Genomic DNA, 16,018 nt, shown 5'->3' on the forward strand with positions numbered 1-16,018 from the left:
TGATGGACTATCGCAGTATTTACGTAAGGACAGGAGAAGTGCGGATGCGAGAGGGCTCCCTCCGGCGGGGATGATGGACTTTCGTAGTACATCATTGATCGTATGAGGTGGGAAAACATAGCAGAAAGCGCGTGGGATGGGTGTCTTTCATGAAGTCAACGGCTGAATAACAGTGCCAGTGATGAGATGATGGACTAACAAAGTAGTAGAGGTTCAACTGATTGGTTCTGGAAGCAACTGCAGTTTCCCTATGTGGATAAGTCGGCAAACACGGTCGTTATAACTAATCTATGACCCTATAACAGCTATAACACTATAAGAGGGGTGCCTCGGGCCTTACGGGAGTAAGGCTGAGAGGATGTCAAATACTGCGATAGTCCACTGTTTGTACTGCGATAGTCCACTTCGACGACTTCGATAGTCCACCAAAGCTACTGCGATAGTCCACTACCAATTACTGCGATAGTCCATCAGAAAGGCGTCTTGGAGACCGAGTTACTGCGATAGTCCATCAGATTGTACTGCGATAGTCCACTACGGTGGCCAGTTATCCACAGGATTCGTATATCCCGGTCCCAGCGACGGAAACATACGACCGAGAACCTGTGCCGAGTGGGAGGCACACATGGAAGCGTGCGGGGAAATTCGGCGTCGGGAGGTGCCTAGCGATTTCGACGAGTGCGGAATTCGCGAGGCGAAGGACTATCACGCGGCGAACCGATGCTGAGGAGGATCGTACGAGAAGTACTTCGATAGTCCATCAAGTGGAGTCGGCGAATACGACCCAAATGCTTCGATAGTCCACCATCGTGCAGCGACTTCAAACATCGGGCCGGCGATTCCTGCATGGCCCGAGTCTTCGAGGGAAAGTACTTCGATAGTCCATCAATGCAGGTGCGGTGAAAACAGCAGGTGCTTCACGCAAAGTACTTCGATAGTTCATTGATGGTTCGGGGCACTCGGATGCAACCTTCCGGTTGTGCGGCGACTCTGGCTCATATGTGTGGACAGAGCACCCGTCCAGTACCGGAACGTCGGCGAGGCTGACAAGCGAAGCGACATGTGACGTCTGGCTACGACGATATGCCCCGGCGGTGTCCAATTAATTAATTATTGTATTAATTAATTATTGTTCAGGAAAGGACCGCTGATGAAGGTAGCAATAGCGAACGCCAAAGGAGGGGTGGCGAAGACCACCACGGCTATATACCTGGCCTGCGCCGCGGTGATGAGGGGGTTGAAGGCGGAGGTACTGGACGCCGACCCGCAGTCGTCCGCAAGCATGTGGGCCGATCTCGCCGCGGACAATAACGATCCGCTGCCCTTTGACGTGGTGCCCGCCAACCTGTCGACGCTTGCGCGTCTGGACTGCAGGCCGGGGGAGTGGAAGTTCATCGACGCCCCGCCGTCCGGTCGTGTGCTCGAGGCCGCGATCGAGGCCGCCGACTTCGTGATCGTGCCGACCTCCGATTCTCCGCTCGATCTGCAGCAGGCCTGGGCCACGCTCAAGGCGGTAAGCGGGACCAAGCCGTCCGCGGCGCTGGTGGTGCGCGCCGAGATGGGCACCAACGCTTTCAAAGAGACCCTTGAGGCGCTGGACGAGAACGACACCGTGCGCTTCGAGACCGTGGTCCGCAAGCGTCAGGAAATCAAGAAGTCGCTCGGCTGGAACCCCACCAAGCTCTACGAGTACGGCGACGTGCTCAGCGAACTCATCAAGGAGGTCGAACAGTGAAAGGCAACCGCAGGGCCTACAAGCCCGTGAGCGAGGAACGGGAAATCAACGAGGTCAAGGACGTGTTCCGCCAGGACCCGACCGCCGTCGAAGAGGACAACCCTCTGATGATGACCTCCATCCGTCTGCGCGCCAAGACCCGTACCGCAGCGAAACTCTATGCAGTCGAGCACGGCATGAAACTGCAGGATGTCATCGATGCGGCGCTCAGGCAGTATCTCGGCATGAAGTGAGACATGGACCCGTCGGCGATGATGATATCGCCGACGGGTCTTTTGTTGAGTGAGGAGACGCGGAGCGGCGGCAACGGGGAAAAGGCTGAATATTAAAAACAAAACGGATACCTATAGTGTATTCGTATCCTAATTCATGTATCATGGTCGCATGAGAATGAATCTGGGTCCCGGCTACGAACACCGGGAATGGCTGTTCGATCGCATCGAAGGTTTCAGCGTCAGGGGAGTGCTGGATACCGAATCGAAGCTCGACCCCGCGGTGCCGAACCAGATGAAGCACCTCGGCGCCGACCTGTACGTGCCCTGCAACATGCAGGCCTTCGACATCGTGGTCGAAGAGGTACCGGGCCTGCGTATCGCCGCCATAGAAGTGAACTACCTCGCCGGCAAGGACGACTTCGTGATCTCCAAACTGGTCCTCGACGGCTCACCCACGAACGGAAACGTCTCCCAATCCGGAAAAGGCCCAATCGACATTGACGGCGGCACGCTGACCAGGCTCCCGCTGGAGCGCTACAAGCGCAAGGTCATCTCCTCGTGGGTCCTGCAGGACGGCGGTCCCGAAGACGAACCCAGATGGCACTCATGGGACAACGGCGCCTATCTGTATGGTGGGGCATCGCATTCCAGGGGCGGGGATGAGTGGGACCTCAAGAAGGTGGCCAGGGTGTACGTCTCATCCAGGTACGGCAATGCGGATGCCCACGAGATGGTCGCAAAGGCCCTCGGCGTCAGCAAGTCCACCGCAGGCCGATGGATCAAGAAGGCGAGGGACGCCGGATACATCGAACGCATCGCGCCGCAGCCGTTGCGATACGACGGGATGGGCTGACCTGGCCGATGCTCGTCTGGCTGATGCAAGCCGTTAGAAACATACATTCGAAAGAAAATAAATATTCCTTTAATAAAGGATAATCATCCTTTATGTTATATCCCTATATGGGTCGAGTGCGAGACCGAATCCGGTGCCATATGGAATGGTCGCCGTAAGCGAGGGGTGGCATGACGGGCAACCGTAGTCATATGCGTTTCCGGGCGGGTTGTTCATGGAATTCCCAGCATCCGTGTGATAGCTTCCATATGGTAGTTAACTATCCGATCAAGGAGGATCAATCATCATGGGCAAACTCATTCTCACCGGCGTGGACGGCAATCTCGGCGGACGGGCCGCGGACTACCTGCTGGAACTGACGGACCCGTCGAACCTGATCTTCACCGGCTACAATCCGGCCTCGCTCGAGAAGTACGCGGCCAGGGGAGTGGAGACGCGCGTGGCGGACTTCAACCAGCGCGACGGCCTGGAGGCGGCGTTCGAAGGCGGCGACGTGATGGCTCTGGTGTCGATGCCGTTCGTGGGGGTCAAGCGCCAGCGTGCCCAGGGTAACGCGGTAGACGCGGCCAAGGCGGCGGGCGTCGCCACGGTCGTGTACACGTCGCTGGTCAACGCGGGAGACCCGACCAACCCGAGCGTGGAGAAGAAGGACCACATCTGGACCGAGGAGCACGTCAAGGACTCCGGCCTGGATTACATCTTCCTGCGCAACAGCCAGTACGCGGAGGCCATGATCACCAACTACTTCACGTACGTGCACGGCGACGGCGTGCTCAAGAACAGCCAGGGCGACGGGCTCATGGCCTACATCAGCCGCCGCGACTGCGCCAAGGCCGTCGCCCATGCGCTGCTCGCCGAGGATCTGCATCACGCGATCCTGGACATCAACGGTCCCGAGCTGATGACCATCAGCCAATTCGTCGAGATCGGCAACGAGGCCACCGGCAACCACGTGACCTACCAGGAGATCACCGACGAGGAGAACTACCAGGTGTTCGACGCGATGGGCGTGCCGCGCACCACGGACGGCGTGTTCCTGGATGGTTCGGAGGCGCCGTTCAGCTCGGACGGCATGGTCACGTTCGCACAGGCGATCCGCGAGGGCAAGATGGCAGTGCAGACCGACGACTTCCAGAAGCTGACCGGCGACGAGCCGATCACGGTGCGCTACATGTTCGAGCACGCCGACGAGTTCCAGATCGGCGACCGCCACTCCAAGGACGCCTGAAAGCGGTGACGCACGCCAGGGAACGCCTTGGCGTGCGTTTGACATTTCCGTCAGGACATGGACTCGGCCCATGCCCTGACGTTCCGCGATGGCGGGTCGATATTGGGCCGGCCGATATCACCGCATGGTATCGGCCTTCCCGCCTCCATCAGATGGCCTCTCCGCCGGCGGGTGCGGCGAACCCATCTTCGGCAGGCGTAGGTCCCGCGTAGCCTTTGAACAGTTGCCTGTAGTCGGGGATGTCGATGTGCCGTCTCTTCGTCGGTACGAGCGTGATCACGCTGTTCTCGACGTTGATCTCCAACGAGTCGCCCACGCGCAGCCCTGCGCGTTTTATCGTATCCTTGGACAGGCGCACACCCTGCCCGTTGCCCCATTTGTCCAATATCGTCGTGTCCATCATGCCTTCCTTCGTGAATATACGGTTATGCCTTGTGGCGGGGCATGCCCATGGATTGGCGGATATGGGAAGCCGTCGTCCTTCCAAGGTGAGGGGCGGCGGCTTTCCGTGGGGTTACTTGTCGATGGATTCGAGGAATTGGTCGAGTCGCTTGTTGAACTTGTCGGGGTATTCGTAGGCCATGAGGTGGCCGCCCATCACGTAGGTGGGGGTTTCGGGGCATTCCTTGTGGTACCAGGGTTCGGCAATGTCGGCCCAGTGTTCGGCGATGTACATGAGCGTGGGGATTGTCCTGGCGGCTTCCTTGGCGGTGTCGAGGTAGTTGCTGAAGACCGCGTTGCAGAACAGTTCGTGCACGATCCAGTAGGGCGTGCGACGTCCCATGTCGAGCAGGTATTCGAGCTCGTCCGGGTCGGCCTCGTGCTGGAGCATGACCTGGGTGAGGTACTCGTACCAGAAATCGGAGGCGCCTTCGGGGTTGGTGAGGATCTCGCTGGCGGCCTGGGACAGTTCGGGTATGCTTCCCTCGGTCCAGGCGGCCGGGTCGGGGTTCATGGGCAGGGGGCTCATGTCGATGGTGACCGCGCCCTTGACGTTGTCGTAGCCGTGCTGTTTGAGGTAGGACCAGACCTCGAGGTTGCCGGTGGACCAGCCGACCAGCACCACGTTCCTCAGGCCCAGTCCGTCGGCGAGCTTGATGAGGTCCTTGCCGTGGGTGACGTAGTCGTTGCCGTGCACGGTCTTGGTGGACAGGCCCTGTCCGCGCGGGTCGATGGCGATGACCCTGTGGGTCTTGGAGAAGTGGTCGATCTGGTGTTTGAAGATCTCGCCCGAGTAGGAGAGCCCCGGGATGAACACGATCGCGTCGCCCTCGCCCTTGTCCCAGTAATGCAGTTCGATTCCCGGATCCACCGTGAAATACTTGCTTTCAGCCCTGTCCTTGGCCATGATGCGCCTCAGCTTTCCGGAACAACCGTTGTTCCATGCATCAGCCTAGGCGCGGCGGTGGCCGGGATGCCGGCCGGGGCCGAGTATCGGACTGCGTTGGTCCCTTATCGGGGATTCGTGAGTGCAATCTTGAATCCAAACCCTGGGAATCGTGTATGTTTTCGTGATTTATACCTTAGGAATCGTGTATTTGCTCCACGTCGGAGGTGGTGTTGGCGGCTTGTCTCCCGTGCTGTATAAGGGATGACGATGCCTGAACGGGTATGGACGATTGCAAAGGTGAACTATTCATCGATAATGAGTATTTAAATTATATCGAATACTTCTTTGAGTTTCATGTTTCTTTTTTGTGGCATCGCAACGAAGAAAGGGGTGGGAGGAAACCGCCCATATCGGTTTCCTCCCACCCCTTGCCATGTGCATGGTGGGATGCGTCGGTCACCCGAGTGCGAGTCGCCCGTCCCGTTCGGTGACGGTCAGGAACGTGGGGCGTTCCTGACCAGGGTCGTTGGGCGCGTGCAACGTGTAGCGGGTGATGCCGTCGAATCCCGTGAAGAGCATGCCGTGGCCGCCGTGGGTGAGCACGGGCTCGGGGCATTGGTCCCATGGGCCGGTCACCTCGCCGGTCCGGCTGATTGCCTGGCCGACGGCGTAGCCGCCGGTTCGGGTCCAGCTGGACCAGAGCATCGCCAGGCGTCCGTCAGCGAGACGGTGCAGAAACGGCCCGTCGGAGAAGTAGGCGTCGCCGTCGATGCCGAACTCGGCCTTGGCGAACGGGACCGGCACGGACCATGGGGCGTCGGAGGCCTTGAACAGGGTCACGGGATCCCCGATGGTGGCGGTGAGGTCGTCGGTCAGGCGGACGGCGTCCATGTCGCCTTCGGGCACGTCCTCGAGGGAGTGCGAGTAGACGAGCCAGGGCTGTCCGTCCTGTTCGAAGATGGTGCCGTCGATGCAGGACTGTGCTGGGTCGGTGAGCTGTCCGACGTGTTCGAACGGTCCGAGCGGGTTGTCGGCGCGCAGCACGTGCACGCCCTTGCGCCCGTCGGGCTGGCCGAGGGTGGCGATCAGGTGGAAGACGCCGTCCTTCTCGTAGCATTCGGGGGCCCAGTAGGCGCGGTCCGCGGCGAGGGTTTCGGGCTTGTGGAACACCTCGAAGGGGCCTTCCCAGTTCTCGAGGTCGCGGCTGGTGTAGCAGTCGAAGCCGTCCATGGCGCCCCACACGTTGTCGGCGCGGGTGCCGTACATGTAGTAGACGCCGTCGTGGGGCAGGACAAACGGGTCGCGGATGTGGATGTCGGTGCTTTTCATCGTGTTGTTCCTTTGCGTATGCGGTTCATGCCGCCGGCCCGGACCGGGTGCCGGGCCGAACCGGCGGGATCGTCGGGGGCGATGAGGCCGGTGCGGTCAGCGGGCTTCCTCGAGGCACTTCCTCTGGAATCCGGTCACGCCGAGGGCCACGGCCCCGATGAGGGCGATGGCGGCGCCGATGAACATGGCGCCGGCTGCGGTCGAGCCGAACAGGCCGTTGACGAGGTTGACCACGACGGGGCTGGCGAAGCCGCCAAGCGCATTCGCGGTGGTCATGGCGGCGATGCCGAGCGGGATGAGGTAGGGCTTCTCGATGACGGTGACCAGGAACGGCGCCTGCGCGTAGTACAGGCTCAGTCCCGCGCCGGCGAGGAAGCTGCCGATGATGAGCAGGGGAAGGCTGTTCGAGAAGCCGAGCAGCAGCAGGCTCAGGCCCTCGACCAAGAAGCCGACCATGAGCAGGTGGTTCTTGACGAACCGGACCATGACGCCGACGAGCAGGCCCGCCAGGAGGCCGCCGAGCTGGCCGATGGTGGAGACCAGGCCAGCGGTGCCCGCGTCGCCCAGGCCCCGCTGCTCGACCAGGAGGGACAGGTTGTTGGAGTAGGCGTTGTTGGCCAGGAGGAACAGGAAGCCGGCGACGACCAGGAACCACAGCTTGCCGTTCATGGCCTCGCGGACCGACACAGACGGGCCGGACTGCCGTTCCTGTCCGGCTTCGGCCTTCTCGCCGTTCTCGGAGGGCAGGGTGAAGGCGCACACGACCAGCACGAGGGCCGCGAACAGGTAGACCAGGTAGGCGTCGTACCACTGGGCGGTGGCGAGTTTGCCGGCCACGGACATGAACACCATGGCGCCGATGGAGGCCACGGCGACCTGCTGGCCCATGAGGGACTGACGGGCCTCGCCCTCGTAGTGCACGGAGATCAGGGTGGGCAGGATGTTGTTGATGAAGCCCAGGCACACGCCCATCAGCGCGGAAAACGCGACCACCGCGGCCAGCGACGAGTGGATGAAGTAGGGCAGGAGTCCGAACAGGAGGATGCCGCCGGCGCCGATGAGGGCCACGGTCTTGCGCGAGAGGATGCTGGCGAGCTTGCCGGTCAGCCACGCGCCGACCAGCGCGGTCAGGGTGGATGCGGATATGATCATCTGCACTCCGGACAGGGAGCTGTCCGGGAAGGCCTGGGCGACCAGCCCGATGATCGGGACGATGAAGATGCCCGACAGGGTGATGGAGCTCAGGGACAGGATGCCTATCCGGGTTTTCACTGCGTTCATTGGAAACTCTCCTCGATAACAACCTTGTTACATTCGATGCAGCGCTGTTGATATCAAGGATATGCGACGCAAAATCGCGTATACTGACCTCATTGCACTCTATAATGACCTTCATCCCAGGTATCCGGGAACAGGACGGAGGGGAGCATGGAGGATACGTTGCGGCTTCCCCGGCTGGAGCCGGGCGACGATGATCGGTACGCCGACCACGCGCGAAGCGGGCACGAGGCCGCCCGGGCGGCCGACCTCGACGCGGACGCCCCGCTGACCCGGTTCGACACCATCGCCCATGCGGCGCCCCATCTGAAGGAAGACGACCTGTTTGGCGTGATCGGCCACGACCTGGACCATCCGTCCCGATTGCACACGCACGACTACCTCGAGATCACGCACGCGATCAGGGGCACCGTGCTCGTCTGGGTCGAGGGCGAGACCTTCGTGCTGGAGGAGGGAGGGACGATACTGGTCAAGCCCGGAGCACGCCACCTCATCTCCCCGATCATCGAGGACGGGCGCGTCCCCCTCGAGGCGGACGTGCTCGTCAGACCGGCCCTGTTCGAGATGGCCCGCCGTCTCGGTGACGGGCAGGCGGACGGCCCGTTCCTCGAATGGCTGGACGACTCGCGGCAGTCGGCATGCTTCCTGGCCGCCGGACGCCATCAGACAGGGCAGGCTGCGCTGAGCCGGATGCTCATCGCCTACTGCAGGGACGGCCGATATCGTCCGGACCTCGCCGTCATGGGGAACCTGTGCGAACTGTTCCACGCGGCCGCCCACGTACTGGGCCAACGGGCTCAGACGGACCCGCTGATCGGCGCGATCCTCGACGCCATAGCGGCCGACCCCGCCGCGGCGAGCAACGACGGCATCGCCGCCTCGCTGGGATACAGCGTGGGCTACCTGTCCCGATACGCGCGCAAACACGGCAGCAAAACGCTCGGACGCCTCATCAACGAGGAAAGGCTGCGCATGGGAGCCGAACTGCTCGTCACCACCGACCGGACCATAGCCGAGATCGCCCACACGGTCGGCTACGAGAGCGCCGCCTACTTCCACAAACTCTTCCGCGAACGCTACCAGACCACACCCGACCGGTACCGCAACGACTTCCGCATCGCCTTGGGACGGCAATGACAAAGGAAAAGGCGATGTTGAAGGACATGGCAACACCTATGCAGGTTCTCTGAACCAGTCCGCTGCCGTGAACGCTTGCCGCCGACTACGTGTCGATCTTCCGTGCCTCTATCCGTGCTTTAACGTATCTGAGGAACGCCTCGCTGGCTTCCGTGAGGGGCTGATGACGCTTCCACGCCAGGCATGAGCGGACCATAAGTGGCGGATCGAGCGGAACGAGCTTCAGTCCGCTGCCGGGGGATGTGTCGATGATGCCTTCGGGTATGACAGCGCATCCGTAGCCGGCTTTCACGAACAGGCTGGCGTTGTACGCTAGGTTCATGGTTCCCACGACATTGTTGCGGCGGTCCCTGGCGTTCAGCCATCCGCTGAGGTTGTTCCGGGATAGCGCCCCCTGGGGAACGAGGAGCTTCACGGTCCGCAGATCAGCCTTGGTGATATGTTCCTTGTCCGCCAGCGGATGGGATTCCGGCATGAGCAGCCCGTTGCGATCCGTGTCCGGCAGGTCGATGTAGTCGTAGTCGCCCATATCCACCGGTTGGACCAATACGCCGAAATCAACGAGGCCTCGGTCCAATTGTCGCATGATGTCGGTGCTGTAGCCATCCGTAAGATGGAATCGAACGTCAGGATGTTCGGAACGGGTGTCGTTGGCTGCTTGGGCGATGATATACACGGACGGCAGCTGCGCGGCCGCGATGTGCACATCTCCCGTGATGGCTCCCGATGCTATTTCGGCGCACGCGCGGTCGGTGAGCGAAACGATCTCCTCGGCCCTGCGGTACAGGAGTTGGTCCTCGCGGGTCAACCGCAGTTCCCGGCCACGATTGCGACGTTGCAGCAGCGTCGTCCCGACCTCCTGTTCGAGGGACTGAATCTGGCGCGACAGTGTGGATTGGCTGATTTTCAGCATTTCAGCAGCTGAGGCTATGCCTCCTTCTTGGACGACGATTGTGAAATGTCGCAGTACTTCGGTTTCCATGCGCGCCTTCCGTCATCGGCTGTTGCCGCTAATTGAACTATATGCGATACGTGCAGATGCTGATGTGTGACAGATTATGCATCCAAAACGACAGGTTATCTCCGTCGGTCATTCCCGGACTCCGTCGAAGCATTTATTCGAATGCGTCGAAAACCCTTCTGGGAGAGGGCCTCGGGCCGGCTCGTTCCCCCACAATATGCATGGAATGCATATTGTCCTTCGCATGGTTCGCATTTTTTCCGCTGAATGTTTTTCCTGACAATGGGACCATCGCTTACGCGAGAAACGCCGGGAAGATGAAGACTCCACACCGATGCGGACGGAAACCACTACTCGGCGCGAGAACATCAAGGAGGACGAGATGAGTTCGAAGACGAAACTCAGGATGAACAACCGCAAATTCACCATCATATGGACAACCATCGTATCCGTGCTGGTCGTACTGGCTCTGGCTGCGACGGTGGCAATGAACTTCTTCTCATTGTCGATGGAGATTTTCCTCGGTCGTGGAGAACAGGTCGTCAAGACCGACCCGGACATGGCCAACGTGGACACCGCCTACTATGAGAAGCCCACCGACGATCTGAATAATCACACCAATCAGACCGCGCTGTTAATCGCGGAACAGGGCATCGTGCTGATGAAGAACGACGCCGATACGTTGCCCTTGGCCAAGGACTCGGCCGTAACCCCGTTCGGATACCGGTACATCAGTCCGATTTATGGCGGCACCGGATCGGGAAGCGTGAACACGTCGTCGTCCCGCATCTACACGGCCCAGCGCGCGATGGGGGAGTATTTCAAGGTCAACGATGCGGCGGAACAGGCGATGGAGAAGGCCACCGCCCGTGGCATGGACTCCGACGGCTACCAGGGACCGGATGAGAAGGCCGGATTCACCGGAGCCACCGACAAGATCATCGAATACGATCCCAGCATCTACCAGGGTCTTGAAGACTCCGCGCATGGCACCACCGGTATCGTGTTCATCGGACGATCCGGCGGCGAGGGCCGCGACGTAACGGCTAACGTCCCCGGAAGCCCCATCGAAGGCAAGGGGTATGCGGACGGCACCCCTCACCAGCTCGCATTGAGCAAGGACGAGAAGGACACCATCAGGTTCGCCAAGGCCAACTGCGACAAGGTCGTGGTCGTGCTCGACACATCCAACGTGATGGAGATCTCCGATCTCATGGCCGAGAACGGCGAACTGTCCGCCGACGCGATCGTGTGGATCGGCGGTCCCGGCGGCCAGGGATTCAAGGCCTTGGCCGAGATCCTGACCGGCGAGGTCAACCCGTCCGGCAAGACCGTCGACACGTGGATGACCGACATCATGGCAGACCCGAGCATGTCGAACTTCGGCAACGCCGAATACAAGGACCTGTACCTGCTGCAGGGCGGATACCCGACCCCGGTCGGCGACCCCACCGAGATGAACTTCATCGAATACGAGGAGAACATCTACGTCGGATACCGGTACTACGAAACCGTGGACGACACCGGCGGCACGTTCACCGTCAACGGCAAGACCGGGCAGGACTACGACGCCGCGGTGCAGATGCCGTTCGGCTACGGCCTGAGCTACGGCACCGACTTCACCCAGCGGATCGTCTCCAGCAAGGAGGACGACAAGTCCATCACCCTCGATGTGAAGGTCACCAACGACGGCGACAAGGCCGGCAAGGACGTGGTCCAGATCTACTACAACCCGCCGTACACCGACTACGACAAGGCCAACGGCATCGAGAAGGCCACCGTCAACCTGATCGCCTTCGAGAAGACCGGCGACATCGCGCCCGGTGCATCCCAGGACGTGACCGTCACCATCAGCAAGGAGGACATGGCCTCCTACAGCTACAAGCGCGAGAACCCGGACGGCACCAAGGGCGCCTACCTGCTCGAGGAAGGCGACTACACGCTGAGCGTCAATAAAAACGCGCATGAGGAATACGGTTCCGTCAAGGTGAACGTGCCTGAAACCATCTGGTACGACAACGACAACCCGCGTCAGAGCGACATCGACGCCCAGTCCACGCTCGACGACCAGGGCGAACCGACCGGCAAACCCGCCGACGGGAAGACGTTCAAGGCCGCGGCCAACCTGTTCCAGGACCTGTCCGACCACATGGAAGGCACCGACCAGCTCACCCGAGCCAATGGGCCGCTGGCCAACACGGCCACCTTCCCGACCGAACAGGACAAGGCCGACATCCCCGACGGCTTCCACTACACCAAGGATTCCGACGGTCGCATGATCCTGCAGCAGATGGACCTCGACACCGACACCACGCTCGGCAACGTCAAGGACAGCAAGGTGTACACCGACAGCAAGCCCAAGACGGACGCCGACAACGGACTGACCCTGTCCGACCTGCGCGGCGCGGACTTCAACGACCCGAAGTGGGACCAGCTGCTCGACCAGCTCGACCTCAACGAGTCCAGCCTGTACGTGGCCCTCGCCGCATCCTACGACCAGACCGCCCAGATCGGATCCATCAGCAAGCCCGCCACCGTGGACTTCGACGGACCCCAGGGCATTGTCGGATCGATCACCGACGCCACCGAATACACGGCCTACCCGACTGAACCCATCATCGCGGCCACGTTCAACAAGGACCTCGCCCGTGAAATGGGAGACAGCGTCGGCCAGGAAGCCGCCTCGGCCGGGGTCAACTCCTGGTATGCGCCCGCCGCCAACATCCACCGCTCCCCGTTCTCCGGCCGCAACTTCGAGTATTACTCCGAAGACCCCGTGCTCTCCGGGCACATGCTCGCCAACGAGGTCTCCGGCGCCGCCGACCAGGGACTGATCACCACGATCAAGCACTTCGCGCTCAACGACCAAGAGATGTACGACAACGACCGAAGCCGCGTCGCCACCTGGGCCAACGAGCAGGCGATGCGCGAGATCTACCTCAAACCGTTCGAAATGGCCGTCAAGAACGTCAAGACGACCATCAAGTACGTGAACGAGGACAAGCAGACCGTCTCCAAGACCATCCGTGGCGCCACCGCGGTCATGGGCTGCATGAACTACCTCGGCACCACCTGGGGCGGAGCGGACTACGCGCTCAACACCGAACTGCTGCGTGACGAATGGGGCTTCAACGGCTTCCTCATCTCCGACATGGTGATGAACGCCGGCTCCAACAGCGTGGACCAGGCCCTGCGCTCTGGCACCGACAGCTGGATGGCATGGGGCACCGCGTTCACCTCCCTGATCGGGGACAAGACCTCCGCAACAGGAGTCGCCACCATCCGCCGCGCGGTGAAGGACATGAGCTATGCGATCGTCAACAGCCGCACGATGAACGGCATCGCACCCGGCACCCAGATCACTTACAAGACCTCCCCGTGGAAGATCTGGCTCGGCACAGCCGACGCCGTGGTCGCGGCCTTCGCCCTCGGCATGGTTGTGGTGATGATTCGCCGAGCCAAGGACGCCAAGGCCCACCCCGAACGGTACAAGGCGCGCAAGCCGCGCCGGAACCGCAAGACCGATATGGCGGATGGTGATGCGATGACTGCGTAACGCAAAAGAAGCTTCCATGGAATCACTGCCCCTCGAATCCATGGATCACACAGGAATGCGGGACGATGGCTGGGCTCCTCCGGCCATCGGCCCGCATTCTTCGTGCATGACGGTGCCGTCGTGACTGCCAATGAGATGGTTGGGGACTTCAGAACCCGCGGGTGAGGAAGGGGCTCAGGGAGAGGTCCTCGGGTGAGGTGGTGACGGTGATGGACATGTATTCGGGCCTGCAGTAGCTGTGTGAGACCTCGATGATGCGGTCCGCGGAGTAGGTGTGCCTGGTCTGGACGAGCAAAGGGGATCCGACCGTGGTGTTGAGCAGGCGTGAGCGCACGTAGTCGGCGCAGGTGGCGGTGATGTCGATCTCGGTGGACGAGAACGTGGTGCCGTAGTGCTCCTCGAGGAACTTGTAGAGGAAGTAGATCTGCCCGTCATACGCCTCGAGTCCGGGGAAGTCCGTGCGGCGCAGGTAGCTGATGACGTAGAGGAACGGTTCGCCGTCGATGATCTTCTCCCGCTGCAGGCGGTAGACCGTCTCGCCCTCGTCCAGGTTGAGCGCCTCGCGCACGGTGTCCGGGGGAGGGACGATGTCGATGGTGGAGGGCTGCCCGACGATGTCGTCGGTGCTGCGGCCCGCGAAGTTGGTGGCCACCGTGGTCCTGCCCTGTAGGGAGAAGTCGTAACCCGACTGGCGTTGCACGGGCAGGACCTCCGTGCCGCGTCCCTGCGTGGTGCGCAGCAGGTTGTCGTCCTTGAGTCGTTTGACGGCATTGCGGATGGTGGTGCGGCTGGCCCCGTAGGCGTCCATGAGCTCGGCCTCGGTGGGCAGGAACCCGCCCTCCGGGTATTTGCCGGACAGGATGTCCTGCCTGATCCTCCGGTAGATGAGGACGTACTTGGGGACGGTCCCGCCCTCCCCGGGGGTCTCTGTCATGGCTGCTCCTCGCGCGATCGTCAATGGTATCTTTCAAGACCCTATTTTAGGTACTTATAAAAGATGTATCAAGCCGGATGAAGGCATTTAAGTGGTTTGCGGCGTGTCGCGCCTTGACTTATCTTCGATATGTATCGTACATTATAGATACCTTTTAAAGACCTATGAAGAATAAGTTCTTGAAAGATATCCAAGTTATGTCAAGGAAAGGTTCGAAGTTGAATCAGCAGGACATCTGGGCCCCGACCGGCGATGCCGTCATGGACGGCAAGATGGCGGACGCCCTCGACTATCTCCATGTGGCGCATAACGGCGGCGCTGACATCGAAGCGTTCGTGCGCAGCGAGTACGGTCAGGAGCACGGCCGCCTGGTTCGTCTCGGATTCGAGTTCGAGGAGGACCCCACCGGCGAGGCCGTGCGCGCCTATTACGATGGGCTCGGTCTCGACCGCGTGATGTTCGAGAACGAGGACTACTACCGTCGTTGGATTCTCATCACACCCAAGGAGCTCGCCTCCGAGGCCGCCAAGGGCCGCAGGTATCCGCTCGTGTTCGCCCATCATGGCGGTTCCGTGCCGGTCCCGAACGACGAGTTCGCGTGCGGCATGCCGCAGATCGCTGCCGACGAGCGCATCATGGTGGCCATGCTGCAGGACACCAACTGGGGCAACGTGCGTCGTGTTCTTGACCGCATCGAGGAGCTCTACCCGGTGGACCGGGAGCGCGTGTATCTGATGGGCGAGTCCCAAGGCGGCTATGAAGTGACCTCCGCGCTGTTCCGCATGCCCGAACGCATCACCGCCGTGGCACCGTGCGGCAACGACATCTGGCGTGACTGGGACAACTTCAACATCCGGTTCACCGACGGGGAATACCGCCGGCTCAAGGAGACGTTCGTGCCGGTCATGCAGGTGGTCGGCCAGTACGAGGCCTCCAACTTCGCGCCGGTCAACGACTGGGCCCCGCGCAAGGACTGGGGTCGTCCCGCCGCGTCCGCGCACACGTACCGCGATCCCCGGCGCGACGACCAACGCGACCCCACCCGCATCGTCGGCGGCCACCGCGCGTTCTCCGACCAGCCCGCGCCCCCCGAGGGCGCCGACCGGCACGAATGGATGATCGAACGGCTTAACCGGCGTATGGACAGCCTCGGCTGCACGCCACGCGATCCTGCCACCTGCATCTCCTACCTGACCGAACCGGACAGCGAACTGCATCGGGTGGTCGGCTTCTATGGCGATGAGGAGCGTGTGCGTGAGTATTACGGGTACAAGCACTGGATGGTCGACATCCGCAACTCCGACGGCATGGACGCCTTCCGCTATGTCGTGGCCGAGAACGCGCCCCACTGCTGGCCGGTGATGGCCGGACGGCTCGCTTGGGAGTTCTTCCGCCAGTTCCGCCGCGACGAACGGACCGGCCTCATCGTGATGGACGAGTACCGGGCATAGGCGCCCGGGTA

13 protein-coding genes are annotated in these 16,018 nt (G+C 61.4%); 7 read left to right on the forward strand and 6 right to left on the reverse strand.

Features of this window, described 5'->3' with window-relative positions:
- The first annotated feature begins 1,150 nt into the window (after window positions 1–1,150).
- From KIH81_RS04830 to KIH81_RS04845, 4 genes are all read left to right on the forward strand, one after another.
- Window positions 1,151–1,735 (forward strand): ParA family protein, encoded by a 585-nt coding sequence (locus KIH81_RS04830; protein WP_214304320.1) that lies wholly within the window; start codon window positions 1,151–1,153, stop codon window positions 1,733–1,735.
- A complete protein-coding gene (locus KIH81_RS04835) occupies window positions 1,732–1,968 on the forward strand; it encodes a macrolide ABC transporter ATP-binding protein (RefSeq protein WP_214304321.1) in 237 nt (78 codons plus the stop codon). Before KIH81_RS04830 ends, KIH81_RS04835 begins: the two co-directional genes overlap by 4 nt.
- A gap of 151 nt (window positions 1,969–2,119) precedes the next feature.
- Window positions 2,120–2,803: a helix-turn-helix domain-containing protein gene (locus tag KIH81_RS04840; RefSeq protein ID WP_214304322.1), complete on the forward strand. Its 684-nt coding sequence runs from the start codon at window positions 2,120–2,122 to the stop codon at window positions 2,801–2,803.
- A 286-nt stretch (window positions 2,804–3,089) separates the two neighbouring features.
- A complete protein-coding gene (locus KIH81_RS04845; RefSeq protein ID WP_214304323.1) occupies window positions 3,090–4,031 on the forward strand; it encodes an NAD(P)H-binding protein in 942 nt (313 codons plus the stop codon).
- A gap of 148 nt (window positions 4,032–4,179) precedes the next feature.
- Here KIH81_RS04845 and KIH81_RS04850 read toward each other — a convergent pair whose 3' ends face one another.
- From KIH81_RS04850 to KIH81_RS04865, 4 genes are all read right to left on the reverse strand, one after another.
- Window positions 4,180–4,434, reverse strand: coding sequence for an AbrB/MazE/SpoVT family DNA-binding domain-containing protein (locus KIH81_RS04850; protein ID WP_214304324.1), 255 nt, complete (start codon window positions 4,432–4,434; stop codon window positions 4,180–4,182).
- Between the two features lie 111 nt (window positions 4,435–4,545).
- Window positions 4,546–5,379, reverse strand: coding sequence for an alpha/beta fold hydrolase (locus KIH81_RS04855; RefSeq protein ID WP_214304325.1), 834 nt, complete (start codon window positions 5,377–5,379; stop codon window positions 4,546–4,548).
- 438 nt (window positions 5,380–5,817) lie between these two features.
- Entirely contained in the window at window positions 5,818–6,690 is an 873-nt protein-coding gene (locus KIH81_RS04860; RefSeq protein WP_214304326.1) for a glycoside hydrolase family 43 protein, read from the reverse strand.
- Window positions 6,691–6,786: 96 nt separating this feature from the next.
- Complete coding sequence (locus KIH81_RS04865) at window positions 6,787–7,971, reverse strand: MFS transporter (protein WP_214304327.1); 1,185 nt, start codon at window positions 7,969–7,971, stop codon at window positions 6,787–6,789.
- Window positions 7,972–8,118: 147 nt separating this feature from the next.
- Between KIH81_RS04865 and KIH81_RS04870 the strand changes: the two genes are divergently transcribed.
- Window positions 8,119–9,105, forward strand: coding sequence for an AraC family transcriptional regulator (locus KIH81_RS04870; RefSeq protein ID WP_214304328.1), 987 nt, complete (start codon window positions 8,119–8,121; stop codon window positions 9,103–9,105).
- Window positions 9,106–9,190: 85 nt separating this feature from the next.
- Here KIH81_RS04870 and KIH81_RS04875 read toward each other — a convergent pair whose 3' ends face one another.
- Window positions 9,191–10,087 carry a LysR family transcriptional regulator gene (locus tag KIH81_RS04875; protein ID WP_214304329.1) on the reverse strand — a complete coding sequence of 299 codons (897 nt, stop codon included), beginning with the start codon at window positions 10,085–10,087 and terminating at the stop codon, window positions 9,191–9,193.
- Window positions 10,088–10,448: 361 nt separating this feature from the next.
- Between KIH81_RS04875 and KIH81_RS04880 the strand changes: the two genes are divergently transcribed.
- Window positions 10,449–13,622 (forward strand): glycoside hydrolase family 3 protein, encoded by a 3,174-nt coding sequence (locus KIH81_RS04880; RefSeq protein WP_214304330.1) that lies wholly within the window; start codon window positions 10,449–10,451, stop codon window positions 13,620–13,622.
- Window positions 13,623–13,770: 148 nt separating this feature from the next.
- Here the strand turns inward: KIH81_RS04880 and KIH81_RS04885 are convergent, their stop codons facing one another.
- Complete coding sequence (locus KIH81_RS04885) at window positions 13,771–14,556, reverse strand: GntR family transcriptional regulator (protein ID WP_214304331.1); 786 nt, start codon at window positions 14,554–14,556, stop codon at window positions 13,771–13,773.
- Between the two features lie 218 nt (window positions 14,557–14,774).
- Here KIH81_RS04885 and KIH81_RS04890 point away from each other — a divergent pair, with 218 nt between their 5' ends.
- Entirely contained in the window at window positions 14,775–16,007 is a 1,233-nt protein-coding gene (locus KIH81_RS04890) for a hypothetical protein (protein ID WP_214304332.1), read from the forward strand.
- Window positions 16,008–16,018 lie beyond the last annotated feature (11 nt).

Source organism: Bifidobacterium miconisargentati (genome assembly GCF_019331675.1).
In the GTDB taxonomy this organism is placed as follows: domain Bacteria; phylum Actinomycetota; class Actinomycetes; order Actinomycetales; family Bifidobacteriaceae; genus Bifidobacterium; species Bifidobacterium miconisargentati.